This is a genomic window from Pseudomonas sp. BN414, assembly GCF_029871275.1.
In the GTDB taxonomy this organism is placed as follows: Bacteria; Pseudomonadota; Gammaproteobacteria; order Pseudomonadales; family Pseudomonadaceae; genus Metapseudomonas; species Metapseudomonas resinovorans_C.
Genome location: NZ_SSOL01000066.1, coordinates 339,899 through 358,184 on the forward strand (window position 1 = coordinate 339,899; position 18,286 = coordinate 358,184).

At 64.0% G+C, this 18,286-nt stretch carries 8 protein-coding genes; 4 read left to right on the forward strand and 4 right to left on the reverse strand.

Annotated features, from left to right (window positions below; translation table 11 throughout):
- The first annotated feature begins 378 nt into the window (after positions 1-378).
- Both E8E95_RS15875 and E8E95_RS15880 read left to right on the forward strand, forming a co-directional pair.
- On the forward strand, positions 379-1,452 hold the full coding sequence (locus E8E95_RS15875; protein ID WP_280351728.1) for a hypothetical protein: 1,074 nt from the start codon (positions 379-381) through the stop codon (positions 1,450-1,452).
- Complete coding sequence (locus tag E8E95_RS15880; protein ID WP_280351729.1) at positions 1,452-1,874, forward strand: hypothetical protein; 423 nt, start codon at positions 1,452-1,454, stop codon at positions 1,872-1,874. Before E8E95_RS15875 ends, E8E95_RS15880 begins: the two co-directional genes overlap by 1 nt.
- 4 nt (positions 1,875-1,878) lie before the next feature.
- Here the strand turns inward: E8E95_RS15880 and E8E95_RS15885 are convergent, their stop codons facing one another.
- The 4 genes from E8E95_RS15885 to msuE form a co-directional block, all read right to left on the reverse strand.
- On the reverse strand, positions 1,879-3,000 hold the full coding sequence (locus E8E95_RS15885) for a sigma-54 dependent transcriptional regulator (protein WP_280351731.1): 1,122 nt from the start codon (positions 2,998-3,000) through the stop codon (positions 1,879-1,881).
- Positions 2,997-4,181 (reverse strand): acyl-CoA dehydrogenase family protein, encoded by a 1,185-nt coding sequence (locus E8E95_RS15890; protein ID WP_280351733.1) that lies wholly within the window; start codon positions 4,179-4,181, stop codon positions 2,997-2,999. The genes E8E95_RS15885 and E8E95_RS15890 overlap by 4 nt, the downstream gene beginning before the upstream one ends.
- Positions 4,182-4,250: 69 nt before the next feature.
- A complete protein-coding gene (gene ssuD / locus E8E95_RS15895; protein ID WP_280351735.1) occupies positions 4,251-5,399 on the reverse strand; it encodes an FMNH2-dependent alkanesulfonate monooxygenase in 1,149 nt (382 codons plus the stop codon).
- A 10-nt stretch (positions 5,400-5,409) separates the two neighbouring features.
- Entirely contained in the window at positions 5,410-5,973 is a 564-nt protein-coding gene (gene msuE, locus E8E95_RS15900; RefSeq protein ID WP_280351737.1) for an FMN reductase, read from the reverse strand.
- Positions 5,974-6,256: 283 nt separating this feature from the next.
- On the opposite strand from msuE, the gene E8E95_RS15905 reads away from it, so the two are divergent.
- Positions 6,257-7,321, forward strand: a complete 1,065-nt coding sequence (locus E8E95_RS15905) for a sigma-54 dependent transcriptional regulator (protein ID WP_280351739.1) — start codon at positions 6,257-6,259, stop codon at positions 7,319-7,321.
- A gap of 815 nt (positions 7,322-8,136) precedes the next feature.
- The coding region (locus E8E95_RS15910) for a peroxidase family protein (RefSeq protein WP_280351742.1) at positions 8,137-18,286 on the forward strand (10,150 nt) is incomplete at its 3' end.

The window sequence follows — 18,286 nt, forward strand, 5'->3', positions numbered from 1 at the left end:
GGGAGAGGGGCCGGGGGAGAGGGTGGTTACCGGCAGCTCGGGGTATCAGGGCAGCCCTTCGGCCTGCTTAGCGAATGAATTCGCCCCCACAGGAAGGTTGCCCCCGGGAAAGTACGGAGCCGCCGGCGCGAGTCACCCCTCGCCCGCCTGCGGGAGAGGGGCCGGGGGAGAGGGCGGTGTCAGGCCAGTGCGGAAGCCACGAAGGCACGTGCTGCTCCGTTCAAAGCCGCACCACGCCGCTAACAGCAAATGAAGATTGCTGATTTTGATTTCCCCGCTCCCCCTTCAAGAATCCACTCGTCCCGAGGTCGATGACCCGAGGGGGCTCGGGCCTCCCTGAACATCCGGGGCCTGTCTTGCTACCAGAAGGGGCGTTGAATGAAGTTCGTACCTGTCATCCGGCTGATCTGCTGGATCGTCTGTTCGGTCCTGGTGGCCGTCTCGTTCGGGGTCATGTGCAACTCCGTCATCGGCGGCTTGCTGATGCTCTCCGGTGCGATCTGGCTGTGTCCCGCCAGTTGGCGGGCAATCGAAAGCCTTACCGGAAAAGGGTGCAGCGTCGCTGTGGTCGTGCTCTCGGTGCCGCTGTTCCTGCTGGGCCTGCACATCACCACCACCGCCCGCGAGCTGACCAGTACCCCCGTGCCACAGCGCATCTACTCCGAGGGTGAAGCCTCAACGCGACAGGATGCGGCGGACCATCCGGAAGTGAATTCGGGCGCCCTGAATTTCTTCCGACACATCATGGAGCAGGATTACCTGGTCGCCCTGGATGGGGGCAAGTCGGCGCTGAACGCGCTGGCCATGGTCAACCCGGTGGAGCGCATGCCCAGCTCGCGCCTGGCGCAGTTCTACGAAGGTGACGAGGATGCAGTGGACCCGTTCTTCAAAGGTCGCAAGCTCATCGTCACCGGCGAGGTCCTGGGCGTGCGGGTCGACTACGCGGACGACGTGGTCCTGGAACTGCCCGGCGCCCATCCGCAGTTGAACGTGCAGGCGGAGCTGCACAGCGATCCGCGCAAATACTCCGAACCGGTGGTCGAGGGCAAATATGTGGATCTCTACTGCACTGTTTTCGGCAAGGTCTCCGACGACAGCGCCAGCAGCCTGTACCTGAAGGACTGCACCCAGGTCGATTTCACCGCCGACGCCAAGGCCTATGCCGACAACCTCACTGAAGCCCTGCGCGGCTGGTTGCGCACCGGCGGCAAGCACATCTTCCCCAATGACAACGCGGCGACCTACTTCCTGGTTTCGTACCTGGCGGGCACCCAGTTGCCGCCTGACAACCCCTGCCTGCGAGAGGACGCCGCGCTGGAAGAGTGCGTGAAATCCCTGGACAACATGCAGGCCAGCGCCCTGTTCGAGAATGCGCGTGGCGACCTGCGGCGTTGGCAGGAATGGCTCGGCCTGCCGACCCCGGAAGGTTACGGCCAGCTGAGTAGTCGCTGATGGACGTGAGCTTTCTGGGCCTGGCGCTCTGCGGCCTGTTCGGGCTGTCGGCAGTCGGCCCGGTGCAGGCGGCGGACGTTCACCTGCGTGGACACTGGCAGCAATTCATTGACGAAGAAGACAGCCTCGTCGGCGTGTTGAGCCGCGACGAGGAGGGCGTGGCGGTGGCCGCGGAACTGTACTTGCAGGCCTTCCGCAATGGCGTCGCCATCGGTGAGGAGGTACATCGGTTCGCGCTTCCGGAGACCGTGCGGCTGTTCGCCATCCCCCTGGAGGCCGACGTCGACTGCTACCGCGTGCTGGGCGTCGTCGGCCTGGATGCCGAGGATGAACCGGTCAGCGCCCAGGACGATTCCCCTCCCGGCACGGGGGAGTGCGACGCCCCGGATTCGCTGCCCGTCGGCACCTTGCTACCGAGCTGAGCTTTCACACCGACAACTGCACTTCCCGCTGGCCATCGATACGCTGCGCGCCGCGCCGGCTCACCACCAGCTCGCCGATGGCGATCAGGCGGCTGCGGGTGACGTTGCGGCTGAGGCCAAGAAGGTTGGCGGTGTGAACCTGGTTGTAGTGGCAATGGCGATAGGCCGCGCGCAGCAGCGCGTCTTCGACCTTCTGGTGGAGGTCGCCAGCCTGTTCTTCGAACAGGCGCTGGAAGGCCTGTTGCAGTTGCGCCTCGGCACCACCTTCGACGCCGCGCAGTTCTTCCGGGCGGTCGATGCGCAAGTTGGACAGGTGCAGGTCGGCTGCCTGGATCACGCCATCGCGGCAGATCAGCAGGGTGTGGTGAATGACGTTTTCCAGCTCGCGGATATTGCCCGGCCAGGAGTAGCCGCGCAGCTTGCGTTCGGCGTCGGGGCTGAGCTCGCTGCGGCCATAGCCCAGGCGCCGGCTGTATTCGTCTATGAAGTGGCGGGTCAGCGGCAGGATATCGCCGGGGCGCTCGCGCAGCGGGCTGAGTTCCAGGCTGACGACGTTGAGTCGGTAGTAGAGGTCCTCGCGGAAGTGCCCGGCGTTGATGGCCTTTTCCAGTTGCACGTTGGTGGCCGCCAGCACGCGAACATCGATGGGAATGCTCTTGCGCGAGCCGAGGCGCACCACCTCACGCTCCTGCAGCACACGTAGCAGCTTGACCTGAATGGGCATCGGCAGGTCGCCGATCTCGTCGAGGAACAAGGTGCCGCCATTGGCCGCCTCGAACCATCCCGCCTTGGCCGCCAGGGCGCCGGTGAAGGCGCCTTTCTCATGGCCGAACAGTTCAGCTTCCACCAGGGATTCGGAAAACGCGCCGCAGTTGACCGCCACGAAGGGGCCGTCACGGCGACTGCTGAGGTTGTGCACATGGCGCGCCACCAGCTCTTTGCCGGTGCCGGTCTCGCCGATGATCAGCACGCTGGCCTCGCTCGGTGCCACTTGCTGGAGGTGCGCCAGCAGGGCCTGGGACTTGGGGTCCTCGAATACCTGGGCGGTGGCCCTGACCGAAGTGGCCAGGGCCGGGGAGGGGGGCAGCGTGAGCAGGTTGGAAGAGGCTTGGCGCGGTGCTTTCATGAGTAGAAGGTCGGCTTCGGCAGGGTCTGGTTGAGGGCCCACTCGCCCAGTTCGCGGACCTTGTAGTCCACCGGGTCGTGCAGGGTCTGGGTGCGCAGGTTGCGCCAGTGGCGATCCAGGCGCAGGGCGGCGTGGGTGGAGCGTGCGCCGGTGACTTCGAACAGGCGGCTGCACAGGTCGAGGCCGGTCCGGGTGGCAGCCACCTTGGCGGTGGCGATGGCCAGGGCCAGTTCGCCGCGCTGGGCCTCGCCGAGGTCGGGTCCCTGGTTCCACGCGGCGTCGAGCAGGCTGGAGGCGCGCTGCACCAAGGCGCGAACACCTTCGAGGCCAACCCAGAACTCGCCGTAGTGGGCCAGGACGTAGGGGTCTTCGCCGATATGGCTGGCGGGCGATTTGAACCAGGGCCGCGCCTCCTTGAGGGTGTAGGCGCGGGCGTCCTCGAAGGAGCCTTCGGCGATGCCCAGGTAGATGTTGGTGAAAATCAGCTGGGCGATCAGCGGGCGCAGGCAGGCGAATGGCGTGCTCAAGGGGCCCGGGTCCAGCAGCAGCTCGTTCTCTTCGACCCGTACGCGCTCGAAGAGGGCGCTGCCGCTGTCGGTCTGGCGCTGGCCCATGTTGTCCCAGTCATCCGCCAGGCTGATGCCGCTGCGGGCGGTGGGGATGGCTGCGATCAGCAGCTTGCCGCTTTCTTCGTCGAGGCCGGAGGCGATCAGCATCTGCGAATCCAGTGCGCCCGAGCAGAAGCTCTTCTTGCCGGAGAACTCGCGCCAGCCGGAGAACTTCTTCACCGTGGTACGGGTGTCCAGCGGATTCAGGGCGTTGCCCCAGAACCAGCGATTGCGTGCGGTGAGCTGGAACCAGGGCTGCCATTGTTCGGCGCGGGAAAACAGCCGCACGGTGGCCAGCATCAGGTGCTGGAAGCCAAAGACGTGGGCGATGGAACTGTCCACTCGGGCGAACTCGCGTATCACATCCAGGGTGGTCTGCCAGTCGTGACCCAGGCCGCCGTGTTCCTCGGGAATGATCAGCGACAGCAGGCCGCTCTGGCGGATGGCGTCGCGCTCGGCCTTGGGCGTGCCGCCACGGGCGTCGCGTTCGGCCGCGGATTCGGCGAAGCCGGCCGCCAGCTCGCGGGCGATCTGCAGCGGCGTGGGGAGGGTGAGATGCTGCGGGGCATTCACGCGGATTACCTCTTCAGGTGGATTTCTTGTCGTTGCATCGCCCCTTCGCCGGGAAGGGGCGTGGGCGGATCAGCGGGCGGCGGCGGTCTTGGGCAGCACGTCGTTGGCGATCATCTCGCCGAAGGGACCGGTGAGGTTGGTCACACCGCGTCCGGCCAGGCTCGCGTAGGGCTCGGGCAGTAGCGGGAACACCAGCTCGGCGAAGCGGTAGGCCTCTTCCAGGTGCGGGTAGCCGGAGAAGATGAAGCTCTCGATGCCGAGGTCCGCGTACTCCTTGATGCGCTCCGCCACCTGCTGCGGATCGCCCACCAGTGCGGTGCCGGCGCCACCGCGCACCAGGCCGACGCCGGCCCAGAGGTTGGGGGCGATTTCCAGGTTGTCGCGGCGACCACCGTGCAGCGCGGCCATGCGCCGCTGGCCTTCGGAATCGAAGCGGGCGAAGGATTGCTGGGCGGCGGCGATGGTGTCGTCGGAGATGTGTTCGATCAGCTTGCTGGCGGCGCGCCAGGCTTCTTCTGCGGTTTCGCGCACGATCACGTGCAGGCGGATGCCGAACTTCACCGTGCGGCCGTGGCGGGCGGCGCGTTCGCGCACATCGGCGATCTTCTTCGCCACTGCCGCAGGTGGTTCGCCCCAGGTCAGGTAGACGTCCACCTGCTCGCCAGCCAGGTCATGGGCCGCATCGGAGGAACCGCCGAAGTAGAGCGGCGGGTAGGGCTGCTGGAGCGGAGGGTAGAGCGCCTTGGCGTTCTCCACCTGAATGTGCTTGCCCTCGAAGTCGACCGACTCGCCCTGCAACACGCGACGCCAGATGCGCAGGAATTCGTCGGTGACTTCATAGCGCTCGGCGTGGCTCAGGTGGATGCCGTCGCCACGGTTCTCGTCGGGGTCGCCGCCGGTGACCACGTTGATCAGCAGACGGCCGCCGGAAAGGCGGTCGAGGGTCGCGGCCATGCGCGCGGAAACGGTGGGAGAGATGATCCCCGGACGGATCGCCACGAGGTAGCGCAGGCGTTCGGTCAGCGGTGCCAGGGCCGAGGCCACCACCCAGGAGTCCTCGCAGGAGCGGCCGGTGGGGATCAGCACGCCGTAGTAGCCGAGGCTGTCGGCGGCCTGTGCCACCTGCTTGAGGTAAGGCAGGGAGACCGGTCGGGCGCCCTGGCTGGTGCCAAGGAAATGACCATCGCCGTGGGTGGGGAGAAACCAGAAAACGTTCATGTCAGGTCCTTCAGGCAATCTTCAGCAGGTCGGCGGCAGCGCCGGGGAATAGAGGCGCTGCACGTTCGGCGGCGAGGCGGATGCGGGCTTTCAGCGCGTCACTGCTGATCTGGTAGTTGTCGAAATCGGACTCGGAGGCGTAGACGCCGATGGGCAGGGTCAGCGACTGGAAGAAGCTGAACAGCGGACGCAGCTGGTGGTCGAGGACCAGCGCATGGCGTTCGCTGCCACCGGTGGCGGCGAGCAGCACCGGGGTGTCGATCAGGGCGTTCTGGTCGATCAGGTCGAACAGGTGCTTGAACTGGCCCGGGTAGGTGCCGCGATAGACCGGGGTGGCCACCACCAGCAGGTCGGCGGACTCGATGGTGCGCAGTTCATGCTCGACGGTTTCCGGCAGTTCCTTGCGGGACAGGGCGCCGCCGACCGAGCGGGCGATGTCGCCCAGTTCGATCAGGTGACTCTGGATAGGCAGGTGCTGGCCCAGTTCGGCGACGATGGCCTGGGTCAGGACCAGGGTGCGGGAAGGACGGAAGGTGCTGCCGGTGACAGCGACCACTTTGATCGGCTTGGTCATGGGGAATCCCTTGTGATGTTGCTCTGTGTGCAGCAGGACAGAGCAAAGGGCGTACCAAGGCGCAAAGTGTGCTGAATCAGGGCAGTTCAGCGCTGTTTTCCGCTTTTTTGCTGGTGAATGGGCAACAGTTGTGCTGATGAAGTGTTGCTGAGGCAACACCTCTGCGGGCATTCGGATAATGCTTATATGCGAAATAAGAATATATAAAGATCAATCAATAATTTTTTTATCTATATGTGTTCGGGCATCATTTCCCTGCGCTATCGGCTGCCAGGAATGCACCATGTCTCTGCTTACTCTCCCCAATGCCCGTGAACTGACCAAGTCGGTGCGGGCCACCGTGCTGGTCTTCAAGGACCCGGCTTCCCAGGAACTGCTCGGCCGCATCGAGCGCCTGGCACCCAGTGAGGCCAATGCGCTGATCATCGGCGAGACCGGCACGGGCAAGGAGCTGGTGGCCCGGCATATCCACAATCTCAGTCGCCGCGCTGGCGGTCCGTTCGTGGCGGTGAATTGCGGCGCCTTTGCCGAAACCCTGGTGGAAAGCGAATTGTTCGGCCACGAGAAGGGCGCCTTCACCGGTGCCACCCAAGCCAAGGCCGGCTGGTTCGAAACGGCCAACGGCGGCACCTTGTTCCTCGATGAGATCGGCGATCTGCCGCTGAACATGCAGGTGAAGCTGCTGCGAGTGCTGCAGGAGCGGGAGGTGGTACGGCTGGGCTCGCGCACGCCGATTCCCATCGATGTGCGCCTGGTGGCGGCGACCAACGTGAACCTGGCGGATGCCGTGGTGGCGGGGCACTTTCGCGAGGACCTGTTCTATCGGCTGCATGTGGCCAGCATCAAGCTGTCGCCGCTGCGCGAGCGCAAGGGCGATGTCCTGCCCCTGGCGGAGTTCTTCCTCGCCGAACATTCGCGGCGACTCGGCTACACCCCGGCGAGCCTGAGCGAGGGGGCTGAGCGCAAGCTGCTCGCCCACAGCTGGCCGGGCAATATCCGCGAGTTGGAGAACGCCATCCACCACGCCCTGCTGGTTTGCCGCAATCGCGAAGTTCAACCCGGCGACCTGCAACTGGTGGACCTGCGTCTGGCCTCGACTCGCCAGGACGTGCCGTTACAGCCCGTTGGACTCGAGGCCGCGCTGGAAGCGCTGTTCGAGGAAAATCAGCCGGACCTCTACGAGAAGATCGAGGAACGGTTGTTCCGCACCGCCTACCGCTTCTGCCACGGCAACCAGTTGCAGACCGCCCGCTTGCTGGGCATCAGCCGCAACATCGTGCGGGCACGGCTGGAGAAGATCGGCGAACTGGAAGTGGTGAGTCGTACTCCCAGCGTGCGTCTGGCCTGATATCTATTCCCCGCGTCTCCCCCGTAGGAGCGAGCTTGCTCGCGAAGCTTCTGAGCCGCCCCTTTCGCTTCTGAGCCGCCTCTTTTCGCGAGCAAGCTCGCTCCTACACAAAAGCCCCCTTTCAGGCAAAAAGCACGGTTTTTTGACTCACCTATTCGCGGATTTTGCAAGCATTTGCCTGGTGCTTCCGGGCGGTGGCAAACAGCGGATCAACGGAAGATGGATCATTGTAAGGCTCTAGAACGGGCTTTTCAGCGTTGGGTGATGGCCCCGAAAAGGGTGGGGATGGCCCCGTAATGGCGTATTGTTCTCATCTTTGTAAGCACATGTTTCAGTTTTAAAGTATTAAAAAACAACGAGTTAACTCATCAAAAAGAGCAAAAACCGTAGGAATGACGGTCGCTTGACAGTGTTTTTGGCCGAATCTTTAGTCAGGTATGTAAGAAATTGTTTCGTGTCGTGGGCAGCTGCATCGTGAGGGCGTTGCAGCCTTAGCCGGGAAACAATAAAAGCTAGGGAGAACGTCATGAGCACTGTCCATCCAGCTTCATTCCAGGGGGCGATTCCGCCCATCTCTTCACATCTCTCCGAGTATCACGGCCCACCGGGTCGTTGACCCTTGTGCCGGTACATATTGCCGGCACCTTCAGGGATAGAACCTCCTGCTGAAGAGCATGAACTGCGCTAGCACCAGCGTCGCTTCAAGGTAGGCGTCATCTAGTCCCCCAAATCCCGAAGTCAAGTCGAAAGCGTGGCGCCTGACCTTGCTGCCATGGCGCACGCCCCTACGCAGTCGGAATTGAGGAATCAGCAAAATGGCCAATTTCAACCTCGCGGACCTGGATTTCATCCTCCAGCAGATTCTCATCGCTGAAGCACACGCTTCCGGCGAAGACCTTCGCGACTTGCTACCCAACGTGCAGGTGCCCTTCGGCCTGCGCACCATCGATGGTTCGTTCAACAATCTGTTCGCCGGGCAGACCGAATTCGGCGCTGCGGATAACATTTTCCCGCGCCTGCTGGACCCGGTGTTCCGGCCAGCCGATGCCGGTACGTCTTACGCGCAGACGACCGGCACGGTGATCGACTCCCAGCCGCGCACCATCAGCAACCTGATTGTCGACATGACGGCCAATAACCCGGCGGCCGTCGCGACTGCCTTCGACCCTGGCGTGGACGGGACCCTCGGAACCGCCGACGATGTGCTCAAGGACGGCGCCCAGATCGTGACCAGTCCTGGCCTCGATGGCCTGTTCGGCACGGCCGATGACACACCGACCTTCTTCATTCCCAACGTCGCGCCGGATGCCGGGCTCTCGGCCCCCTTCAACGCCTGGATGACCTTCTTCGGGCAGTTCTTCGACCACGGTCTGGACCTGGTGACCAAGGGCGGCAACGACATCATTTTCATCCCGCTGCAATCGGACGACCCGCGCTTCGTCGCCGGTAGCCCGACCAACTTCATGGTGCTGACCCGCGCCACCCAGTTCGGCGGCCCCGGCCTGAACCAGAACACCACCTCGCCCTTCGTCGACCAGAACCAGACCTACAGCTCGCACCCCTCGCATCAGGTGTTCCTGCGTGCCTACGAGATCGGCGCAGACGGCCATCCACACGCTACCGGCAAGCTGATCACCAACCGCTCGCTGGGCGCCGATGGTGCCTTCGGCACCGCCGACGACGTGGAAATCGGCGGCATGGCTACCTGGGCGGTGGTCAAGGCCCAGGCCCGCGACATCCTCGGGATCAACCTGACCGACGCCAACGTGTTCGATGTGCCGCTGCTGGCCACCGATGCCTATGGCAATTTCATCAAGGGCCCGAACGGCTTCCCGCAAGTGGTGATGAAGGGGGCCGACGGCCTCGCCGGCACTGCTGACGACATTCTGGTGGAAGGCAATCCGCTGGCGCCCATCAGCCTGGCCAATGCGGTCGGCACCGGCCACCAGTTCCTCATCGATATCGCCCACAGCGCCGACCCCTCGGCCGCAGCCGGCCTGGTTCGCGACAACAATGGCGTGATCGGTGGCGTACAGCCGGCCGGTACCTACGACGGCGAACTGCTGGATGCCCACTACATGGCCGGCGACGGCCGGGTCAACGAGAACATCGGCCTGACCACGGTGCACCATGTGTTCCACTCGGAACACAACCGCCTGGTGGAACAGACCAAGTCCACCTTGCTGGCTTCCGGCAACCTGGCCGAGCTGACTCCCTGGCTGATGCCGGGTACCGCACCCGCCGTGTTCCCCACCACGCCCGCGGCGATCGCCGCACTGGATTGGAACGGCGAGCGGTTATTCCAGGCCGCCAAGTTCGGCACCGAGATGCAGTACCAGCACCTGGTATTCGAAGAGTTCGCCCGGACCATCCAGCCCCAGGTCGACGAATTCCTGGCGCCGTCCGGTTATGACACCACCATCGATGCGTCCATCGTCGCCGAGTTCGCCCACACGGTTTACCGCTTCGGCCACTCGATGCTGACCGAGACCATCGACCGCTTCGACCCGAACTTCAACCCGATCACGGCCGACCCGCTGCACCCGACCAACGATCAGCAGATCGGCCTCATCGCGGCCTTCCTCAACCCGCTTGCCTATGCTGCCAGCGGCCCGAGCGCCGAAGCGGCGGCGGGTGCCATCGTGCGTGGCCTGACCCGCACCGTGGGCAATGAGATCGACGAGTTCGTCACCGAGGCCCTGCGCAATAACCTGGTGGGTCTGCCGCTTGACCTGGCAGCACTGAACATCGCCCGTGGCCGCGACACCGGTGTCCCGTCGCTGAACGCGGCGCGTCGCGAGTTCTTCCAGATGACCGGCGACGAACAGCTGACCCCCTATACCAGCTGGGTGGACTTCGCCGATCACCTCAAGCACATGGAGTCGCTGATCAACTTCATTGCCGCCTACGGCACCCACACCAGCATCACCGGTGCCACCACCCTGGTCGCCAAGCGTGCGGCCGCGACCCTGCTGGTGCTGGGTGGTGCCGGTGAGCCGGCCGACCGCCTGGACTTCCTGCACAGCACGGGCGCCTGGGCCAGTGCCGCCAACGGCGTGACCACCACCGGCCTGGACCTGGTGGACTTCTGGATCGGCGGTCTGGCCGAAGAGAAGATGCCCTTTGGCGGCATGCTGGGCTCGACCTTCAACTTCGTCTTCGAGACCCAGTTGGAGTCCCTGCAGAACGGCGACCGCTTCTACTATCTGTCGCGCACCGCGGGGATGAACTTCGGCACCGAGCTGGAGAACAACTCCTTCGCCAAGCTGGTGATGCTCAACACCGACGTCACCCACTTGCCGAATGCGATCTTCTCCACTCCGACCTGGACCCTCGAGGTCAACCAGGCTGCCCAGCACACCGGACTCAACGATGCCGGCCCGGACGGTATCCAGGGCACGGCGGACGATGTGGTCGGTGCCGATGGCATCGCCGGCAACTCCGACCCTCTCGGCGGCATCGTCATCAACGGCGTGGTTATCACCCCGCTGGTGATGCGCGACGATCCCAATACTGCCGCCGTGGAAACCAACTACCTGCGCTACACCGGCGAAGACCACGTGGTCCTCGGCGGTACCGCGCTCGATGACACCATCATTTCCGGCGACGGTGACGACACCCTCTACGGCGATGGCGGCAACGATGTGCTGGAGGGCGGCTACGGCAACGACACCGTCATGGGCGGCGCAGGTGACGACATCATCACCGATGCCGGCGGCGACAACCGCATGGAAGGTGGCGACGGCAACGACGTGATCCACGTCGGCAACATGATGGCTGGCGGCGCCGGCAACCTGATCCTTGGCGGCAACGGCAAGGACTTCATCGTCACCAGCGAAGACATGTCCACCACCTTCGGCGGCCAGGGCGATGACTTCATCTACAGCGCTAAGACCAGCCTGCCGCCCACCGGTAACGAGGGCAATGACTGGATCGAATGGGGTACCCAGGACGGCGCGCCCGGCGACAACTTCGCGCCCCTGCTGGCTGACAACGTGATCGGCCACGACGTGTTCATCGGCGGTGGCGGCTTCGACGAGATGATCGGGGAGGGCGGCGACGATATCTTTGTCGGCAGTGATGCCCAGGACAAGATGGACGGCATGTCCGGCTATGACTGGGTCACCTACAAGAACGACAACATTGGCGTTACCGTCGACCTGGCCCTGGCCGCGTTCCTCGGCATCGGTGAAGTGGGCGACCACATCGCCTTCCCCGTGGCCCAGTCGCCGGCCTCGATCTTCGACCGTTTCGCCGAAGTGGAAGGCCTTTCGGGTTCGGATTTCGCCGACATCCTGCGCGGTGACGACGTCGATCCGACCACCATCATCAACCACGGCGGCGCCACTGGCGGCGCGCTGACCAACCTTGACCTGATCACTGGCCTGCGGGCGTTCCTCGGTAACCAGGCCTCGGTCGGTGCAGACGCCATCCTCGGCACCGCCGACGATTTGGTGGATACCTTCATCGGCGGCAATATCATCCTTGGCGGTGGCGGCAGCGACATCATGGAAGGTCGTGGCGGCAATGACCTGATCGATGGCGACCTGTGGCTGAACGTGCGCATTAGCGTACGTGCCAACGCAGACGGCACTGGTGCGGAAATCGCCAGCTTCGACAGCATGGTGGACCTGATCCCGCTGATGCTGAACCACACCTTCAACCCCGGCCAACTGGTGGCCGTGCGTGAGCTGCTCAACGGCGGTGCTGATTTCGACACTGCCAATTACCAGGGGCTTGCCGACGAATACACCGTCGTCGCCAATGCTGATGGCTCGTTCACTGTGACTGACTCGGTGGCTGGCCGTGACGGCATCGACCGCCTGACCAATGTCGAGCGGATCCAGTTCTCCGACGCCCGCCAGGTGCTGGTCGCCGGCCTCAACGCCGAGCCGACGGGTTTGTTGACCATCAGCGATGCCAATGGCGGCGGCCTGCAAGTGGGCGATTTCCTCACGGTTTCGGCTGCGGGGATCAACGACAACGACAACCCCGGCGGTGACATTACCGACGTCAACTACGTCTGGCAGGTCGAGCGCAATCCGGGCACCGGCGTCTTCGAGGACATCATTGCCGCACCGGCGGGCGACCTGGCCTTCCAGAGCGCCAACGGCATCCGCTTCCGGATCACTCCGGACCTCGCGGGCCTTTCGCTCCGGGTCAAGGGCATCTACCAGGATGCCAACGGCGTGACCGAGCAGGTGTTCTCCGCGCCTTCCGCTGCCGTGGCAGCCTTCACCCCGCCGCCGCCCACCCTGGTGGTCGACCCGGGGCCCGGTGTCGCCCAGAGCGGTCCCGGCATCCAACTGGTGCGCGGAGACCTGAACTTCATTCTTGACCAGATCAAGATTGCCGAAGCCCATGCGTCCGGTGTAGACCTGCTGTCGCTGCTGCCCAACGTCCGCGCCTCCATGGGCCTGCGCACCGTCACCGGCGAGTTCAACAACCTGCTGAACTTCTCCGGTATCGACCAGAGCCAGTTCGGTGCGGCCGACAACACCTTCCCGCGCCTGTTGCCGCCGGAGTTCACCAATGAGCAGGACGAGGCTGCCTTCAACGGCGTCACCAACACCAACTACAACTCCTCCACCAGCGTGGTGGACAGCGACCCACGTACCATCTCCAACCTGATCGTCGACCAGACCAACAACAACCCGGCGGCGGTCGCTGCCGCGGCGGGTACCGATGGCTCCACCCTGGTGACCAGCCCCGGCCTGGATGGCCTGTTCGGCACGGCCGATGACCAGCAGGTGAACTTCATCCCGAACACCATGCCGGACGCCGGTCTGACCGCGCCGTTCAACGCCTGGATGACCTTCTTCGGGCAGTTCTTCGACCACGGTCTGGACCTGGTGACCAAGGGTGGCAGCGGCACGGTCTTCATTCCGCTGCAGCCGGATGATCCGCGCTTCGTGGTGGGTAGTCCGACCAACTTCATGGTCCTGACTCGCGCCACCCAGGTGGGCGGCGTACCCGGGCAGAACGAGAACACCACCTCGCCCTTCGTCGACCAGAACCAGACCTACAGCTCGCACCCGTCGCACCAGGTGTTCCTGCGCGAGTACGTGATGACGGCCAATGGTCCGGTGGCCACCGGTGAGCTGATCACCAACCGCAACCTGGGTGCCGACGGTCAGTTCGGTACCGCCGACGATGTGGAAATCGGCGGCATGGCCACCTGGGCGGTGGTCAAGGCCCAGGCCCGCGACATGCTGGGGATCAACCTGACCGATGCCAACGTGTTCGATGTGCCGCTGCTGGCCACCGACGACTACGGCAATTTCATCAAGGGGTCGAATGGTTTCCCGATGGTGGTCTTCGTGGGTCCGGATGGTCTGCCGGGTACTGCGGACGATGTGCTGGTCCAAGGCGACCCGACCGCCAACGGCGGTCTTGGGATCAGCCTGACCGGCGCGGTGAGCACCGGTCACCAGTTCCTCATCGACATCGCCCACAGTGCCGACCCCACCGGTGGCCTGACCGCTGACGCCGACAACATCGTCAACGTGGGAACCCCGCCGGCAGCGGGGACCTACGACAACGAGCTGCTCGACGCGCACTACATGGCCGGTGACGGCCGGGTCAACGAGAACATCGGCCTGACCGCCGTACACGCGATCTTCCACTCCGAGCACAACCGCCTGGTGGCGCAGACCAAGTCCACGGTGCTGGCCAGCAACGACCTGGCATTCCTTGCCGAGTGGCTGCTGCCGGATACGGCGCCGGCTACCTTCCCGATCACCGCTGGCGAGATCGCAGCGCTGCAATGGAACGGTGAGCGCCTGTTCCAGACCGCCAAGTTCGGTACCGAGATGCAGTACCAGCACCTGGTGTTCGAGGAGTTCGCACGGACCATCCAGCCGAACGTCGACCCGTTCTTCGCGCCGACCCAGGTCTATGACGTCAACCTCGATCCCTCGATCGTCGCCGAGTTCGCCCACACGGTTTACCGTTTCGGCCACTCGATGCTGACCGAGACGGTCGACCGCTTCGACGCCAACTTCAACCCGGTCACGGTCGATCCGCTGCACCCGACCAACGACCAGCAACTGGGCCTGATCGCCGCCTTCCTCAACCCCCTGGCCTATGCTGCCAGCGGTTTGACTCCGGAAGACGCCACCAGCGCCATCATCCGGGGCGTGACGCGCACCGTGGGCAACCAGATCGACGAGTTCGTCACCGAGGCCCTGCGCAACAACCTGGTGGGCCTGCCGCTCGACCTCGCCGCACTGAACATCGCTCGGGGTCGTGATACCGGCGTGGCAACGCTCAATCATGCTCGTGCGCAGTTCTACGAAGCCACCGGCGACGCCAACCTGAAGCCCTACGTCAGTTGGGCGGACATGGTGATGCACCTGAAGCATCCGGAGTCGCTGATCAACTTCATCGCGGCGTACGGCACCCACGACTCCATCGATGTGACGGCAACGACCTTGGCCGAGAAACGCGCAGCGGCCACGGCCATCGTCCTCGGCGGTGCTGGAGCACCGGCCGACCGGCTGGACTTCCTCAATGGCACTGGCGCCTGGACCGGGGTGGAGACCGGCCTGAACCTGGTGGACTTCTGGATCGGCGGCCTGGCCGAGAAAGTCACACCGTTCGGCGGCATGCTCGGCTCGACCTTCAACTTCGTGTTCGAGAACCAGTTGGAGAAACTCCAGGACGGTGACCGCTTCTATTACCTGGAGCGCACCGCCGGCCTGAACTTCAATGCCGAGCTGGAAGGCAACTCGTTCGCCAAGCTGATCATGGCCAACACCACCGCCACCCACCTGCCGGGCGTGGTCTTCCTGACCCCGGCCTTCACCCTGGAGGTCACCCAGGCCCTGCAACATACCGGTCTCAACGAGGCCGGGGCCGATGGTATCCAGGGCACCGCAGACGATGTGGTTGGCGCAGACGGCATTGCCGGCAACTCCGACCCGCTGGGTGACAACCCACTGCTGCCGCTGGTGGTTCGCGACAACCCGGACACTCCCGGGACCGATACCAACTACCTGCTGTATCGCGGCGCCGACCATGTGGTGCTTGGCGGCAGTGCAGGCAACGACATCCTGCGTTCCAGCGAGGGCGATGACACCCTCTATGGCGACGGCGGCAACGACCGTCTGGATGGCGGCTACGGCAATGACTTCATCAATGGTGGCGACGGCGACGACATCATCACGGACGTGGGTGGCGACGACAACATCAAGGGTGACAACGGCAACGACGTGATCCAGGGCGGCAATGGCGTCAACCTGATCCTCGGTGGCTTCGGCAACGACTTCATCATTACCGGTGAGGACGCCAGCGAAGCCTTCGGTGGCCAGGGCAACGACTTCATCCTGGGCTCGAAAGCCAACGAACAGGACATGGGTAACGAAGGGGACGACTGGCTGGAAGCCGGCACCTCCGACGGCGCCCCTGGCGACAACTTCGATCCGGCCGGCAACGACCCGATCGCCGGCAACGACGTCTACATCGGCAGCGGCGAGAACGACAAGTTCAACGGCGAGGGCGGTGACGACATCATGGTCGGCAGCGCTGGCCAGGGTGATCGCTACATCGGGTCTTCCGGCTACGACTGGGCGACCTTCAAGAACGATACCCGCGGCGTCACCATCGACATCAGCGATCGCTTCTTCGATCAGCCGCAACAACCGGGCTCGGGTGCCTCGGTGCTGGCCCGCTTCGACTTCGTCGAAGGCTTGTCGGGCTCGGCGTTCGGCGACGTACTCAGTGGTGACGATTCCGACGCCACCAGCCTGCCGACGGCAGGCGCCAAGGGCAGCGTGCTGACCAACATCGGCCTGATCGCCGGGCTGCAGGAGTTCCTGGGTGCCGGTGTCACCTTCTTCGACGGTGGCAACATCATCCTCGGCGGCAGCGGCAGCGACATCATCATGGGACGGGGTGGCGATGACCTGATCGATGGCGACAAGTGGCTGAACGTACGCATCAGCGTGCGCCAGAACGTCGATGGCAGCGGTCCGGAGATCGCCAGCTTCAACAATATGACCGACATGGTGTCGCTGATGGTCAACGGCACCTACAGACCGGGGCAACTGGTGATCGTGCGGGAGATCCTGCAGGGAGCTGCGGCGCTGGATACCGCGGCTTATCAGGGGCTTTCGTCCGAGTACGACTTCACCGTCAACCCCGATGGTTCGGTCAGCATCACCGACCGGGTGGTCGGCCGTGACGGCACCGACCGCCTGACCGGCATCGAACGCCTGCAGTTCACCGATGGGATCCTCGACCTGTCCGGCACCGATGCGCGCCCGGTGGGCGTCGTGAGCATCAGTGATGGCACGCCTGAGGTCGGCTCGCTGCTGAGCGCGTCCCTGGCCGGTGTCACCGACGCCGACAACGCCGGTGGCGCCATCACCGGTCCGGTGTCTTATTACTGGCAGGTGGAAACCAACCCGGGTACCGGCATCTTCGAAGACATCGTCTCCGTCGCCGCCGGTGAGGTGGCCCGCGCCACTGGCCGGACCTTCCGCATCACGGAAGACCTGGCCGGTCTGGCCCTGCGGGTGATGGCCATCTACAAGGACGCCAATGGTGTACTGGAGACCGTGCTGTCGAATGTGACCGATCTGGTTTCGGCCACGCAGACCAACGATGCACCGACCGGTGCGCCGGTGATCAGCGATATCACGCCGACCCAGGGCCAGTTGCTGACGGCCTCGCGGGGTACGGTGGAGGACGTCGATGGCACGACGACGTCGGTGTTCAACTTCCAGTGGCAGTCGTCGGTTAACGGCGTGACCTTCACCAATATCCCGGGGGCCAATACGGCCAACTTCACCCCGGGTGCAGCGCAGGCCGGCCTGTTCCTGCGGGTGGTCACCAGCTACGTCGATGACAGTGGGTTCAACAACTCAGTAGCGTCGGCGGCGACCGGGCTGGTGGGGGCGTTGTTCAGTGGTGGGGTGGGTGCTGATACCTTCCTCGGCACAGTGGGTGATGATATAGCCAACGGTGGTGACGGCAACGATGTCCTGTGGGGGGCGCTCGGCAACGACACCCTCAACGGTGACGCGGGTGACGATTTCCTCATCGGTGGAGACGGTGCAGATACGATGGCCGGTGGTGCCGGCAACGACACCTATGGCGTCGACAATGCCCTGGACCTGGTGAACGAGTCCGCCGGTGGTGGTACCGACATGGTGTTGACCATCTTGCCGAACTACACGTTGGCGGCCAACCTCGAGATCCTTCAGTTCATCGGCAGTGGTTCGTTCATCGGTTTCGGCAATGAACTGAACAACGGCCTCTTTGGCGGAGCTGGCAACGACTTCCTCATCGGTGGAGAGGGGGCGGATGCGATGGTCGGTGGAGGTGGGGATGATACCTATGGCGTCGACAATGCCCTGGACAATGTGATCGAGTTTGACGGCGGTGGCACTGACTTTGCCTTGACCATCCTGTCGAGCTACACATTGGCGGCCAACGTCGAGATGCTCGAGTTCATCGGTAGCGGTTCGTTCACTGGATTCGGCAATGACCAGAGCAACAGCCTCTTTGGGGCGGCTGGCAACGACGTCCTCATCGGCGAGGGGGGCGCAGATGCGATGGTTGGTCGTGGCGGCGACGATATCTACGGCGTCGACAATGCCCTGGACACGGTGATCGAGTTTGACGCTGGTGGCACCGATTCTGTCCTGACGACGCTGTCGAGCTATACGCTAGGCGCCAACGTCGAGAACCTCATGTTCCTCGGCAGCGGTTCATTCAACGGCACGGGCAATGAGTTGAACAACGGTCTCATTGGGGGTGCCAGTGCTGATGTGCTCACCGGTGGAGCAGGGAATGACTCCATGGTGGGTGGTCTGGGCAATGATACGTTCGTGTTCGCCGCGGGGTTCGGTAACGACAGCATCCTTGACTTCGACTCCGACCCGGTGGGTGGTCAGGACCTGATGAACATAGCTGCGCTCGGCATCACTGCAGTGAACTTCGCGACCAGCGTCGGCATCG

What these genes read in the sequence shown, in the direction of transcription:
- E8E95_RS15905 (WP_280351739.1), top strand. Translation starts at nt 6,257, where the DNA reads ATGTCTCTGCTTACTCTCCCCAATGCCCGTGAACTGACCAAGTCGGTG.
- ssuD (WP_280351735.1), bottom strand. Translation starts at nt 5,399, where the DNA reads ATGAACGTTTTCTGGTTTCTCCCCACCCACGGCGATGGTCATTTCCTT.
- E8E95_RS15875 (WP_280351728.1), top strand. Translation starts at nt 379, where the DNA reads ATGAAGTTCGTACCTGTCATCCGGCTGATCTGCTGGATCGTCTGTTCG.
- E8E95_RS15880 (WP_280351729.1), top strand. Translation starts at nt 1,452, where the DNA reads ATGGACGTGAGCTTTCTGGGCCTGGCGCTCTGCGGCCTGTTCGGGCTG.
- msuE (WP_280351737.1), bottom strand. Translation starts at nt 5,973, where the DNA reads ATGACCAAGCCGATCAAAGTGGTCGCTGTCACCGGCAGCACCTTCCGT.
- E8E95_RS15885 (WP_280351731.1), bottom strand. Translation starts at nt 3,000, where the DNA reads ATGAAAGCACCGCGCCAAGCCTCTTCCAACCTGCTCACGCTGCCCCCC.